This window comes from Streptomyces sp. Tue6028, from assembly GCF_002300165.1.
GTDB lineage: Bacteria > Actinomycetota > Actinomycetes > Streptomycetales > Streptomycetaceae > Streptomyces > Streptomyces siamensis.
Window position 1 is genome coordinate 126,398 of the sequence record NZ_MLCE01000029.1, and the last position, 12,924, is coordinate 139,321.

Genomic DNA, 12,924 nt, shown 5'->3' on the forward strand with positions numbered 1-12,924 from the left:
CGAAGATCCGGGGCCGGGTCCCGATTGTCGGTGGCGTGGGCGAGACTTGCGGGGTGGCCCCGACAGACGAGACCGCGCAGGTCGACCCGCAGGCATCCCCGTTCGGCACGACGCCGCCCGACCCGCCCCCGGGCGGAGACGCCGACGCGCGCGGCGGACGCATGCCGCGCTGGCTGCCGCGTGCCATGGTGCTCGCCCTCGCCCTCATCGCCGTCTTCCAACTGGGCAGTTGGGCCTTCCACCAGCTCACCGGCCTGTTGATCAACATTCTCATCGCGTTCTTCCTGGCGCTCGCCATCGAGCCCGCGGTGAGCTGGATGGCCTCGCGCGGCATGCGCCGGGGGCTGGCCACCTTCCTCGTCTTCATCGGGTCGATGATCGTGATAGCCGGGTTCATCACGCTCCTCGGCTCGATGCTCGCGGGCCAGATCATCAAGATGGTCGAGGGCTTCCCCGAGTACCTCGACTCGGTCATCAACTGGATCAACACGCACTTCCACACCGACCTGAGACGGGTGGACATCCAGGACAGCCTGCTCCACTCCGACTGGCTGCGGAAGTACGTGCAGAACAGCGCCACCGGAGTCCTCGACGTGTCCGCGCAGGTGCTGGGCGGCCTCTTCCAGCTGCTGACGGTCGCGTTGTTCTCGTTCTACTTCGCCGCCGACGGGCCGCGCCTGCGTCGGGCGCTCTGCTCGGTGCTACCGCCGGCCCGGCAGGCCGAGGTGCTCCGTGCCTGGGAGATCGCGGTCGACAAGACCGGCGGATATCTGTACTCGCGCGGCCTGATGGCGCTCGTCTCGGGCATCGCCCACTACATCCTGCTGCAGGCCCTGGGCGTGCCCTACGCGCCCGTGCTCGGCGTGTGGGTGGGCCTGGTCTCGCAGTTCATCCCCACCATCGGCACCTATCTCGCGGGCGCCCTGCCCATGCTGATCGCTTTCACGATCAACCCCTGGTACGCGCTGTGGGTGCTCATCTTCGTGGTGGTCTACCAGCAGTTCGAGAACTACGTGCTTCAGCCCAAGCTGACCGCCAAGACCGTGGACATCCATCCCGCGGTCGCCTTCGGGTCGGTCATCGCGGGCACCGCGCTCCTCGGCGCCGTCGGCGCGCTGATCGCCATCCCGGCCGTCGCCACGCTCCAGGCGTTCCTCGGGGCCTACGTGAAGCGGTACGACGTCACGGACGACCCCCGGGTGCACGGGCACCGGACGCGGAGTTCGAGCGCCTTCCTCGGGCGGGTGCGGGGCCTGTTCACCCGCTGACGTCCGCCGGGCCGTTCACCGGGACGCCCGCCCGTGCGGGCGCCCGGTCGCTCACCAGGTGAGGGCCGCCCACACACCGGCGCCGACGACGGCCGCCGTGTAGCAGCCGACCGCCGCGTACATGATCCGCTGCCGGGCCGCGCCGCTCCAGGCGGTACGGGAGAGCAGCCGGGCCAGCGCGGGCAGCACCAGCACGGCGTGCAGGCTCACCCCGTGCAGCGGCTTGAGCGGGGCCGTCGAGTGGTACGCCGCCTCCTGGTGGCCGGTCCGGGTGAGGACGACCCCTCGCGCGATCATCGCGGCGCCCGACAGCAGGGCGACGAGCAGGATCGCGAACCCGGAACGGAGCGCGAGCGGCATGCCCGCCGGGCCCGTGGGCCGGCCGCGGAACGAGGCGACGGCGAACACCGTGAAAAGGACGACGAGCACACCGCCGCCCACGGCGAGCGTCATGGAGACCGCCGTGTCGAAGCCGGTCTCCATGTTGAGGTGCGACGGCACCCGGCGCCATGCCTGAAGCGTGATCCCGCCGACCTCCACCACGCAGTCCGCGGCGAACACGACCAGCAGCGCCGTGCGCAGCCGGCTGCCGACGCGCAGGTAGGACGTGACCCAGGTGATCGCGATCAGTGTCAGTCCGAAGGAGAGCCCGAAGGTGACGGGCTTGCGCCAGGAGACGGGACCGTCCCAGGGGCCGCCGTCGACGGCGAAGACCGCCAGGTGCGCGCATCCCGTCAGGACGAGCAGCGCGCCCGTCGCGTAGCAGAGCCGCTCGGCCGGGCGGGGCGTGGTCCTCACCGGTGCCGGCGATCGGGACGTGATGGTCTCCATGGCTCACAGCCTGGCGACCGGGCCCCGCCGCGTCGTCGTACCCCCGAAGGCACCGGCCGTACGCCCGGGGGAGTAGCCCGGCCGCCGGGTGGGCGCGGCGCGGGAGAGACCGCCCGCCGGGCCCGGACGATCCGTGCCCGGCCGGTGGAGGACCGGGCGTCGTCCGGTGGAGGGCCGGGGTGTTGTCGGAGCGCCGCCGTACTCTCGGAGATGCGCGTGGTGCGCTTGACACGAAAATCGAACATCCATTCTTATGGAGGCTCCAGCGAGGCTCTCGGCGGGCATTTCGACAGGGTTTTGATGGAGATGTGCCCGAGTTATCCACAGGCCGGACGGGCGTCGGGGCGCATTGTCAGTGGCAGGCGTTAGCGTCTTTGACGTGAAGCGATCGACTCAAGCAAACCGGGTGGAACCCATGGCAGGAACCGACCGCGAGAAGGCACTCGACGCCGCGCTCGCACAGATTGAACGGCAGTTCGGCAAGGGCGCCGTGATGCGCCTCGGCGAGCGGCCGAATGAGCCCATCGAGGTCATCCCCACCGGGTCGACCGCACTCGACGTCGCCCTCGGTGTCGGCGGACTGCCGCGCGGCCGAGTGGTCGAGGTGTACGGCCCGGAGTCCTCCGGTAAGACGACCCTGACCCTGCACGCGGTGGCGAACGCGCAGAAGGCCGGCGGCCAGGTGGCCTTCGTGGACGCCGAGCACGCCCTCGACCCCGAGTACGCGAAGAAGCTCGGCGTCGACATCGACAACCTGATCCTGTCGCAGCCGGACAACGGCGAGCAGGCCCTGGAGATCGTGGACATGCTGGTCCGCTCGGGCGCCCTCGACCTCATCGTCATCGACTCCGTGGCCGCCCTGGTGCCGCGCGCGGAGATCGAGGGCGAGATGGGCGACTCGCACGTGGGTCTGCAGGCCCGCCTGATGAGCCAGGCCCTGCGGAAGATCACCAGCGCGCTCAACCAGTCGAAGACCACCGCGATCTTCATCAACCAGCTCCGCGAGAAGATCGGCGTGATGTTCGGCTCGCCGGAGACCACGACGGGTGGCCGGGCGCTGAAGTTCTACGCCTCGGTGCGACTCGACATCCGCCGCATCGAGACGCTGAAGGACGGCACGGACGCGGTCGGCAACCGCACGCGCGTCAAGGTCGTCAAGAACAAGGTCGCGCCGCCCTTCAAGCAGGCCGAGTTCGACATCCTCTACGGCCAGGGCATCAGCCGCGAGGGCGGCCTGATCGACATGGGCGTGGAGAACGGCTTCGTCCGCAAGGCCGGCGCCTGGTACACGTACGAGGGCGACCAGCTCGGCCAGGGCAAGGAGAACGCCCGCAACTTCCTCAAGGACAACCCCGACCTCGCCAACGAGATCGAGAAGAAGATCAAGGAGAAGCTGGGCGTCGGCGTGCGTCCCGAGGAGCCCGCCACCGAGCCCGGCACGGACGCCGCGGTCTCCGCGGGCGCCGACGAGGCCGCGAAGACGGTGCCCGCACCGGCTGCCAAGGCGACCAAGTCCAAGGCCGCGGCGGCCAAGAGCTAGTCCATGACGCGACGAACCGACTGGGCCGAGTACGCGTACCCCATCGCTCCGGAAGGGCCGGGGCAGGGGTACGACGGGCGGGACGGCGGCTCGGCCGGACAGGGTGACAGCGCGTACGACACCGCAGCGCACGACGGGTTCCACGGCGACCCGGACGGCGATGCGCCGGGCGGTGCCTCGCCCGGCGGTGGCTCGCGCCGCGGCGGGGGCCGGCGCGCCGACGGGGGGCCGCGCGGTGGCCGAGGGCGTCGAAGGCGTGGCGGTTTCGGCGAGGCGTCCGGCGACCCACAGGACGAAGGCGCCCCTGCCTCGTCGAGGGCCGAGAAGGGGGAGTCTTCAGGGGACCCGGCTGAGCGGGCGCGGGCAATCTGTCTGCGCCTGCTCACCGGGACCCCGCGCACGCGGAAGCAACTCGCCGACGCGCTGCGCAAGCGCGAGATCCCGGACGACGTGGCGGACGAAGTGCTGACACGGTTCGAAGAGGTCGGCCTGATCAATGACAGTGCCTTCGCGGACGCCTGGGTGGAGTCCCGGCACCACGGCCGGGGGCTGGCCAGACGGGCGCTCGCGCAGGAGTTGCGGACCAAGGGCGTCGACTCGACGCTGATCGACGAGGCCGTCGGACAGCTCGACTCCGAGCAGGAGGAGACGACCGCGCGGGAGCTGGTCGCCCGCAAACTGCGTTCCACCCGCGGTCTCGACCGCGACAAGCGGCTGCGCCGGCTCGCGGGCATGCTCGCCCGCAAGGGCTACCCGGAAGGCATGGCCCTGCGCGTGGTCCGCCAGGCGCTGGAGGAAGAGGGCGAGGACACGGAGGGGCTGGACGACGCGGGGTACTGACCGGCTTCACAGCGGCAGAGCTCGCACACCGGCAGACGTACGAGGGCTCTGAGCACGGTCGACGCGCGGGGGCGCCGATCGCGTTCAGAGCCCGCTCGCCGTCCGGGCACACCGCAGCACACGCTCGACTCCAGCGACTCAACTCCCCTTGGCCGGGGTGGGGTTAACCCCCGGTCGAAGACGCCGGGCCACCGCGCTGCACAGACACCTGTGCACAGACGACTGTGTACGCATGGCACAGGAACCCGGCGCGCGAGCGGAATCCCCCTCGAAGGCGCCGCACGCACCCACCGAGCTCTCCGACCTCGCCACGCTCAAGGCGCTCGCGCAGCCCCGTCGGCAGCGCATGCTCCAGCACCTCACCCTGCACGGCCCCGCCACGTCCGCCACGCTCGCCCGGGCGCTGGGACTCAACACCGGATCCACCAGCTACCACCTGCGCGAGCTCGCTCGGTACGGCTTCGTGGAGGAGTCGTCCGAACCGCGTGGTCAGGGCAGGCAGCGCTGGTGGCGGGCCGTGCCCGGAGACCGCCGCTTCCCGCCGCGCAGCCGGCAGAGCCCCGAGATGCGGCTCGTCATGGACGAGCTGAACCATCACGCCTACGCCGCCGACCTCGAACTCTTCGAGCAGACCCAGCTCCAGGCAGGCGGATACGAAGACCCCTGGGCGGACGCCTTCCCCTACTCGCGCGGCAGCATCCGGCTGACCCTCCCCGAACTCCGCGCCTTCTTCGAGGAGTACATCGCGCTCCTCAACCGCTACAAGCGCCCGGACGCGGACACCCCGCGCGGAGCGCGCACCGTGCTCACCCGATTTCTCGCCTTCCCGGCTCCCGGCGCCGCTCCCGAGACCCACCCGGCGCCCCACAACAGAAGAGAGAGCGACCCCTCATGATGCTGCGGTACGCCCTGAAGACCGTCCGGGCCCGCAAGGGCGGCTTCCTCGGAGCCTTCCTCGCCCTGATGTGCGCCGCCGCTCTGATCACCGCATGCGGCACCCTCCTCGAAACCGGCCTGCGCGGCACGATCAGCACCGAACGCTATGCCGCGGCCCCCGTCGTGGTCTCCGCCGACCAGAACGTCCACCGGACCACGGTCAAGCACAAGAAGGGCAAGACCAAGGTCAAACACAAGGCCAAGCCGATCGCGGAACGGGCCTGGCTCGACGAGGGCCTCGCCGCACGGCTCCACCGGGCACCGGGCGTGGGCCGCGTCGTCCCCGAACTGACCTTCCTGGCCCAGCCGTTGATGTCCGGCGCCGCCGTCGAGGAGAGCCGGCCCGCCTACGGTCACGCATGGGACTCCGCGGTGCTCACCCCCTACACGCTGAGCGCCGGAAGGGCGCCCAGGGCCGCGGGTGACCTGGTCGTCGACCGCCGTTTCGCCGAGCGCGCCCACCTGGAGCCCGGCGACCGTCTCACCGTCCAGTCGACGCAGTCGCCGCGCACCTACCGGATCACGGGAATCGCCCAGGCCGCCGTGAACGTACGCCACCAGACCTCGCTCTTCTTCTCCACCGCCGAGGCGCGGCGCCTGGCCGCACACCCCGGACACGTCACCGCCTTCGGCGTCCTGCCCGCGAAGGGGACCGGCACCACCGCCCTGGAGCGGTCGGTGACCGAGGCGCTGCACGGCACCACCGCACAGGTCAGCTCGGGGGACGCACGCGGCCAGGTCGAGTTCCTGGACGCGGCCGCCGCACGTACGAAGCTGGTCAGCATGGGCGGCGCGATGGGCGGCACCTCCCTGCTGGTGGCCGTGCTGGTGGTCGTCGGCACCTTCGCCCTCTCCGTGCAGCAGCGCCACCGCGAACTCGCCCTGCTGCGCGCCATCGCCGCCACACCGGGCCAGATCCGCGCACTCCTCGGCAAGGAGGCGCTGATCGTCGGGGCGGCCGCCGGGGTGACCGGCGCGCTCGCCGGACTTCCGCTGGGCGCCTGGCTGCACAGCCGGTTCGTCGCCATGGGAGCCGTCCCGGCCACGCTCCAGCACTCGGCCGGCGTCTTCCCGCCGTTCGCCGCGGTGGCCGCCACGCTCCTGGGCGCCTGGGCCGCCGCCCGTATCTCGTCGCGCCGGGTCGCCCGGATCCGTCCGGCCGAAGCACTCGCCGAGGCCCGCGCCGAGCGCACCCGCCCGGCCTGGGGACGCCTCCTCACCGGCCTCCTCCTGCTCGCCGGAGGCGCCGTCCTGATAGCCGTGCTCAGTGTGCTGCGCACCGAACCCGCCTCGACTCCCGTGACCTTCCTGGCCGTCGTGGTCCTCGCCTGCGCCGTGGCACTGCTGGGACCGTTGCTGGTCAAGGCCGCCGCGACCGTGCTCGCCGGACCGCTGCGGCTGAGCGGCCCCGGTGGCCGCCTCGCGCGCGCCAATCTGCGGGGCAACGCGGCACGCATGGCCTCCGTCGTCACCCCTCTCACCCTCCTCATCGGCATGACCTGCACGGTGCTCTTCGTCCAGCCGACCCTCGGCGACGCGGCCCGCGCCCAGGCACGCGAGGGAATCCGTGCCGACTGGGTGCTCGCCGCGCAGGGCCCTGGTGTCCCGGCCGAGGCCGCCCGGGCACTGCGCACGGGGCGCGACGTCGTCACCGAAGTGGTCCGCACGACCGTCCGCGTCGGCCTCGACAAATACGCGGCCCAGGGAGTGACGCCGGCCGGTCTCACCCGCACCTGGGACCCGGAGGTCACCGCGGGTTCCCTGAAGAACCTCAAGAACGACACCGTCGCCGTCAGCGAACTCGCCGCGCAACAGCGCCACTTGAAGCCCGGCAGCACCCTGAAACTCACCCTCGGTGACGGCACCCCGGTCACCGTGACCGTCGCCGCCGTCTACGCGAAGGGACTCGGCTTCGGGGACCTCACCTTCGCCCATGATCTGGTCGCACGCCACGTCGACAACCCGCTCGCCACCTCCGTCCTGGTCGGCACGGACCGTACACAGACACAACTCGCGACTACGCTCCGTAAGTTCCCGGCGGTCCGCGTTCTCGCACCCGCGACCGCCGACTCGATCCAGGCCGAACGGCAGCAGGCGAACGCCGAGGTCAACTACCTCGCCATGGGCCTTGTCCTGGCGTTCACCGCCATCGCCGTCGTCAACACGCTCGCCATGTCGGTGTCCGAGCGGGTCCGTGAGTTCGCGATGCTCCGCCTCGCCGGGGCGACCCGACGCCAGGTCCTGCGCATGCTGCGGACCGAAGCCCTGTCGGTGCTGCTGCTCGCCACCGCGCTCGGCAGTTCCATCGCGCTCGCCGTCCTGACCGCCTTCAGCGTCGGTATGACGGGCAGCGCGGCCCCGGTGGTCACGCCTCTGGTGTACGTGACGGTCGTCGCGGTCGCCGGAGTGCTCGCACTCGTCGCCACCGCGCTGCCCGGCCGCGTCGCCCTGCGGGTGCGCCCCGTGGCGGTGGCCACGGCCAAGGAGTAAGGGGCGACACGCAAGGGTGGGCGCCCCTTACCTCCAGGGGCGCCCCCTGGTGCGTACGACATCGAGCGGCGCCCAAGGCAGGCGGGTACGCCGGGTGTTCCGGCCTACGCGGCGATCACCGGGAACCCTGACGCCTTCCACGCCTGGAACCCACCGACCAGATCGGTGGCCCGGTGCAGTCCCAACTGGCGCAGGGACACGGCGGCGAGGCTCGACGCGTACCCCTCGTTGCAGATCACCACGATGCGCAGGTCGTGGCTCGTGGCCTGCGGGGCGCGATGACTCCCCTGCGGGTCGAGCCGCCACTCCAGTTCGTTGCGTTCGACGACGAGGGCGCCGGGAATGACGCCGTCGCGCTCGCGCAGCGCGGCGTACCGGGTGTCCACCAGCAGCGCCCGGCCGGCCAGCGCATCCTCGTAGGCCTCCGTGGCCTCCACGCGGTCCAGGTCCTCGCGGGCCCGCTCCAGCAACTCGTCGATCCCCACGGGGCGGGGGCCGCTCACTGCCAGTCCTCCGGACGCTCGACGTGCTCCAGGCGCAGCACCGGACCCGTGCGGCTGTAGCGGCGGATCTGCGGGAGCGGCGGGTAGTAGGCGTGGACCGAGATCGCGTGCTCCTCGGTGGACTCGTTGAGCACCTCGTGGACATGGTGGCGGCCGAAGGAACGCCCCTTGCCCGTCGGCAGGGTCCGTTCGCGGTCGATGCCCTCGGACAGTTCCAGGGTCTTCCAGCCGTCCGCGGGGAGACGGGCGCCTAGGGAGTTCTCCTTGAGCTCGCCGGACGCGGTGAGGAAGGCGCCGACGGATTCGGCGTGGTCGTGCCAGCCGGTTCCGGTCCCGGGCGGCCAGCCGATGAGCCAGGCCTCACTGCCGCCCGGCCCTTCGAGGCGCACCCAGGTGCGGCCCTCGGGGTCGAGGGGCAGCGAGGCGATCAGTTCGGCGTCGGCGGCCGTACGGCGCACGAAGTCGAGCAGGTCGGCCTGCGTGGGGGTTTGCGGGAGCGTGTCGACAGCGGAGGACACAGACACTCGTACCGTCCTGAGGGTTCGCGTGGGAGCGCACGGCAGCGAGAGCGCGGCGCGCGGAAGGAAGGGGGATGCGAATTCAGCAGGACGGGCGACACACGCAGCCCGCATAGCGGACGAGGTCCATGTGGACCCTCCGCCACAGGCGTACACGGGTGTCGGTCACGTTCCGGAGTAGACCATGACGGCGCAGACCGGTCAACTCACCGTCACTATGTGGACGCTCGGTAATCGTGGAGGCCTGGTTTTCCTGGATTCCCTGGGTGCCGCTGCCGAAATCCGTGCGGCAGCGGGTCACCGGGTGATCGGGCGGTCGGTGGAGGCCTGAGGCAGACCTGAGACAGACCGACGCGCATCCCGGCACTGCCCGAATCCCACGGCCGACGCGGGACCTGAGGGACTCGGTCGGTGCCGGGGCGGGGGACTCAGCCCGTGCTCGCGGTCGCCTCCGTCCTCGTGGGGCCGCCGAGCGCGGCCTCCGCCGCCTCGTACAGGTCGGCCGGGCGCACCCCGCCGAGCGCGGTGACCAGGTGTCCGTCCGGGCGGACCAGGAGCACGGTGTGCGCGGCGGCGCCGGGGTAGTTCTCGGCGACCAGCAGTTCGGCGGGGTGGGGGAGCGCGGTCACGGCCGCCGCGAGCCGGGGCATGATCCCCGCCGTGACCCAGTGCTTCCGTTCCCACACGCCCGTACCGGGAGCGACCAGCACCACGAGGAGGACCCCGCGTCCGAGCCGCTCGCGCAGCCCCACGAACGAGCCGTCCTCGGCGGTCACCCGCACGTCGACGACGGGCGCGCCCGGAGCGGTGTCCACGGGGGTCTCCGACTCGGCACGCGGAGGCGCGAGCGGCGAGTCCGCGTACGTCCCCGGCGCGCCCAGCGGGCCGCGTCCCAGATGACCGTCCGTGAGCAGCGCGTCATGACCGCGGGCGGACCCGGGAACGTAGGCGCGCAGACCTCCGCCGCCGCGGAGCAGCGGCAGTGCCTGGTCGGCGGCGCGCAGCCGGGCGGCGACGACCGCGCGACGCTCCGTCTGGTAGCTGTCCAGCAGCGAATCGTGCGGTCCGTGGTGCCAGGCGAGCGCGAGCTTCCAGGCGAGGTTGTCGGCGTCGCGCAGCCCCTCGTCGAGCCCTTGGGTGCCGAGCGCGCCCAGCAGGTGCGCGGAATCACCGGCGAGGAAGACACGTCGGGCGCGCCACCGGCGGGCGAGCCGGTGGTGGACGGTGTGGACTCCGGTGTCGAGCAGCTCGTACGGGGGTGTGGGGCCGCCGCTCCAGCCGGCGAGGGTTTCCCGGACACGGGTCACCAGCAGATCGGGCGTCACCAGGTCCTTGCCCGGGGGCAGCAGCCAGTCGAGGCGCCACAGGTCGTCGGCGAGCGGGCGCGCGGTCACCTCTGCGGCCGAGGGGCTCGATGTCCGCCACGGTGGCGTGCGATGCAACAACGCCTCGCCGGGCCAGGGAAGTTCCGTGCGCAGTGCCGCGACCGCGTGCCGCTCCACGGCCGTGCGTCCCGGGAACCGGATGTCCTGGAGCTTGCGCACGGTGGAGCGGGGGCCGTCGCAGCCGACCAGGTAGCTGCCGCGCCACCATGTGCCCTTGGGGCCCTTGGTGTGCGCGGTGACGCCCGAGGGCTCCTGCTCGATGGCGTCGAGGCGGCTGTCCACGGCGAGCTTGATCAGCCGTTCGTCGCCGATGGCGTCGCGCAGGGCGCCGGTCAGCGCGTGCTGCGTGATGTGCAACGGGGCGGCGTACGTCCCGGCGCCGGCGCTGCTCTGGGGGGACGCCGTGCCGGGTGTCCCGGCGGGGTCGTCCGCTGCCGGCGCCTCGCCGCCGAACGTGATCTCGCGCGTCACCTGCTTGCGCCGCAGAGACCGCCATCCGGCCCAACGGAACCCCAGCTCGGAGAGCGGGAAACCGGTCAGCCGCTCGACGAGCGCGACCGTGTCCTCGCGCAGCACGACCGTCCTGGCGAGTCGCTGTTCATCCTTGCCCGGCCCCTCGTCGAGGACCACGCACGGCACCTCCTGGCGGGCCAGCGCAAGGGCTAGCGCGAGCCCCACGGGGCCGGCTCCGACGATGATCACCGGGTCCACGACGCGGCGCCCCCTGCCCGGTGCGGTGCCCTGAGGGGCGTACGGGAACAGGCAGTTGGAGCGGGGTGCACGATCACAGAACGTATGCAACAGACTGTGCGCCACCTGGTCAAGCCGGACGCACGAATGGTCCCCTTAGCGCCGGATGGCGCGAGGAGTGCGCGACGCGCACCTCATCCGCGCGGTGTGCGCAGGGCGTGAGAGGCCGGTGCCCGTACCTCCGGCAAGCGGCGAGGGGCAGCGGCGCGATCGCCACTGCCCCTCGGTCACCGCCCGGGTTGACTGTCCGTCAGGCGACAGTCGCGCCGGCGGCGGTCGCGTCTCCCGTGTCGGCCGCCGGGAGCACCGTGCCCGTCGACTTCTTGCCGCGCCGCAGCCGGCCCTCGAGCCAGGACGCGAAGCTCGTGAGGGCGAAGTTCAGCACGATGTAGATGACGGCCACCACGATGAAGCTCGGGATGACGTTGGCGTAGTTGGCCGCGAGCGTGCTGCGGGCGTTGAGCAGCTCGGTGAACTGGAGCAGCACACCGCCCAGCGCCGTGTCCTTCACGATGACGACGAGCTGGCTGACGATGGCGGGCAGCATGACCGTGACGGCCTGCGGGAGCAGGATGCTGGTCATCGTCTGGTTCTTGCGCAGGCCGATGGCCATGGCGGCTTCCGACTGCCCCTTGGGCAGGGCGAGGATGCCGGCGCGCACGACCTCGGCCAGGACCGAGGAGTTGTACAGCACCAGGCCCGTGACGACGGCGTAGAGCGGGCGCTCCTCGCTGCTGAGACCGCTGGAGCGGACGTACAGCTCGTTGGCGAACAGCATGAGCAGCAGCACCGGGATGGCGCGGAAGAACTCGACCACCACACCGGCAGGCACGCTGATCCACCGGTGGTCGGACAGGCGGGCGATGCCGAAGAGCGCGCCCAGCGGAAGGGCGATCACCATGGCCAGCGCCGCGGCCTTGAGGGTGTTGCCGAGTCCCGGCAGCAGATAGGTCGTCCACGCCTCCGCGGTGGTGAACGGCTCCCACAGGGACCACTTCAGCTGTCCCTTGTCGTCCATCGTCCGCCAGATCCACCACAGGAAGAGGGCGAACAGGACGAAGGACACCACGGACACGATCACGTTGCGCCGCTTGGCCCGGGGGCCGGGAGCGTCGTAGAGAACGGAAGTCATCGCTTCACCGCCAGTCGCTTGCCCAGCCAGCCGAGGAAGAGGCCGGTGGGCAGGGTCAGCACCACGAACCCGAAGGCGAAGACGGCGCCGATGAGCAGCGTCTGGGCCTCGTTCTCGATCATCGTCTTCATCAGGCTGGCGGCCTCGGCCACACCGATCGCCGCTGCCACGGTCGTGTTCTTGGTCAGCGCGATCAGCACGTTCGCCAGCGGGGTGATGACGGAGCGGAAGGCCTGGGGCAGCACGATGAGCCGCAGGGTCTGGCTGAAGCTGAGCCCGATCGCACGGGCGGCCTCGGCCTGGCCCACGGGCACCGTGTTGATGCCGGACCGCAGTGCCTCGCACACGAAGGCGGAGTGGTAGGCGGCGAGGCTGAGGACCGCCAGGCGGAAGCCCTGGATGTCGAAGTTGTCGGTGCCCATCGTCACGCCGAAGATGTCGGCGAGGCCCAGCGAGCTGAAGACGATGATCACCGTCAGGGGGATGTTCCGGACGATGTTCACGTAGGCGGCGCCCGCTCCACGCAGCAGCGGGACCGGGCTGACCCGCATCGCGGCCAGCAGGGTGCCCCAGACGAGGGAGCCGACCGCGGACAGGACGGTGAGTTTCACCGTCATCCAGAACGCCCCTAGGACGTCATAACCTTGAAGAAAGTCGAACACGATCTCCCGCGCTTCCGGGTCTGTGGCGTACGTGGAGGACGCGGCGCGCCGCCGCCGTGATCGCGGTGA

The 12,924-nt window shown here is 71.5% G+C and carries 12 protein-coding genes; 5 read left to right on the forward strand and 7 right to left on the reverse strand.

Annotation, left to right across the window (positions count from 1 at the left end; translation table 11 throughout):
* The first annotated feature begins 53 nt into the window (after window positions 1-53).
* The gene (locus BKI49_RS28035; RefSeq protein WP_095937046.1) at window positions 54-1,268 is read left to right on the forward strand and encodes an AI-2E family transporter; all 1,215 of its coding nucleotides are present in this window, start codon (window positions 54-56) and stop codon (window positions 1,266-1,268) included.
* Window positions 1,269-1,319: 51 nt separating this feature from the next.
* Here BKI49_RS28035 and BKI49_RS28040 read toward each other — a convergent pair whose 3' ends face one another.
* The gene (locus tag BKI49_RS28040) at window positions 1,320-2,099 is read right to left on the reverse strand and encodes a hypothetical protein (RefSeq protein ID WP_095937047.1); all 780 of its coding nucleotides are present in this window, start codon (window positions 2,097-2,099) and stop codon (window positions 1,320-1,322) included.
* A gap of 415 nt (window positions 2,100-2,514) precedes the next feature.
* Between BKI49_RS28040 and recA the strand changes: the two genes are divergently transcribed.
* From recA to BKI49_RS28060, 4 genes are all read left to right on the forward strand, one after another.
* Window positions 2,515-3,639: a recombinase RecA gene (gene recA / locus BKI49_RS28045; RefSeq protein WP_095937048.1), complete on the forward strand. Its 1,125-nt coding sequence runs from the start codon at window positions 2,515-2,517 to the stop codon at window positions 3,637-3,639.
* A gap of 3 nt (window positions 3,640-3,642) precedes the next feature.
* Window positions 3,643-4,479: a recombination regulator RecX gene (gene recX / locus BKI49_RS28050; protein ID WP_095937049.1), complete on the forward strand. Its 837-nt coding sequence runs from the start codon at window positions 3,643-3,645 to the stop codon at window positions 4,477-4,479.
* A 232-nt stretch (window positions 4,480-4,711) separates the two neighbouring features.
* Window positions 4,712-5,374, forward strand: a complete 663-nt coding sequence (locus BKI49_RS28055; RefSeq protein ID WP_095937050.1) for an ArsR/SmtB family transcription factor — start codon at window positions 4,712-4,714, stop codon at window positions 5,372-5,374.
* Window positions 5,371-7,905, forward strand: a complete 2,535-nt coding sequence (locus BKI49_RS28060; RefSeq protein ID WP_095937051.1) for an FtsX-like permease family protein — start codon at window positions 5,371-5,373, stop codon at window positions 7,903-7,905. Before BKI49_RS28055 ends, BKI49_RS28060 begins: the two co-directional genes overlap by 4 nt.
* Before the next feature lie 104 nt (window positions 7,906-8,009).
* Here BKI49_RS28060 and BKI49_RS28065 read toward each other — a convergent pair whose 3' ends face one another.
* From BKI49_RS28065 to BKI49_RS28090, 6 genes are all read right to left on the reverse strand, one after another.
* Complete coding sequence (locus tag BKI49_RS28065) at window positions 8,010-8,408, reverse strand: rhodanese-like domain-containing protein (protein ID WP_373557595.1); 399 nt, start codon at window positions 8,406-8,408, stop codon at window positions 8,010-8,012.
* A complete protein-coding gene (locus BKI49_RS28070) occupies window positions 8,405-8,932 on the reverse strand; it encodes a cupin domain-containing protein (RefSeq protein WP_179332605.1) in 528 nt (175 codons plus the stop codon). Before BKI49_RS28070 ends, BKI49_RS28065 begins: the two co-directional genes overlap by 4 nt.
* 76 nt (window positions 8,933-9,008) lie before the next feature.
* Window positions 9,009-9,293, reverse strand: coding sequence for a putative leader peptide (locus BKI49_RS36370; RefSeq protein ID WP_373557596.1), 285 nt, complete (start codon window positions 9,291-9,293; stop codon window positions 9,009-9,011).
* Window positions 9,294-9,354: 61 nt separating this feature from the next.
* The gene (locus BKI49_RS28080; protein ID WP_095937055.1) at window positions 9,355-11,022 is read right to left on the reverse strand and encodes an FAD-dependent monooxygenase; all 1,668 of its coding nucleotides are present in this window, start codon (window positions 11,020-11,022) and stop codon (window positions 9,355-9,357) included.
* Between the two features lie 289 nt (window positions 11,023-11,311).
* On the reverse strand, window positions 11,312-12,193 hold the full coding sequence (locus BKI49_RS28085) for an amino acid ABC transporter permease (protein ID WP_095937056.1): 882 nt from the start codon (window positions 12,191-12,193) through the stop codon (window positions 11,312-11,314).
* The gene (locus tag BKI49_RS28090; RefSeq protein WP_095937057.1) at window positions 12,190-12,855 is read right to left on the reverse strand and encodes an amino acid ABC transporter permease; all 666 of its coding nucleotides are present in this window, start codon (window positions 12,853-12,855) and stop codon (window positions 12,190-12,192) included. Before BKI49_RS28090 ends, BKI49_RS28085 begins: the two co-directional genes overlap by 4 nt.
* Window positions 12,856-12,924: the final 69 nt, after the last annotated feature.

What these genes read in the sequence shown, in the direction of transcription:
- BKI49_RS28040 (WP_095937047.1), bottom strand. Translation starts at nt 2,099, where the DNA reads ATGGAGACCATCACGTCCCGATCGCCGGCACCGGTGAGGACCACGCCC.
- recA (WP_095937048.1), top strand. Translation starts at nt 2,515, where the DNA reads ATGGCAGGAACCGACCGCGAGAAGGCACTCGACGCCGCGCTCGCACAG.
- recX (WP_095937049.1), top strand. Translation starts at nt 3,643, where the DNA reads ATGACGCGACGAACCGACTGGGCCGAGTACGCGTACCCCATCGCTCCG.
- BKI49_RS28055 (WP_095937050.1), top strand. Translation starts at nt 4,712, where the DNA reads ATGGCACAGGAACCCGGCGCGCGAGCGGAATCCCCCTCGAAGGCGCCG.
- BKI49_RS28060 (WP_095937051.1), top strand. Translation starts at nt 5,371, where the DNA reads ATGATGCTGCGGTACGCCCTGAAGACCGTCCGGGCCCGCAAGGGCGGC.
- BKI49_RS28085 (WP_095937056.1), bottom strand. Translation starts at nt 12,193, where the DNA reads ATGACTTCCGTTCTCTACGACGCTCCCGGCCCCCGGGCCAAGCGGCGC.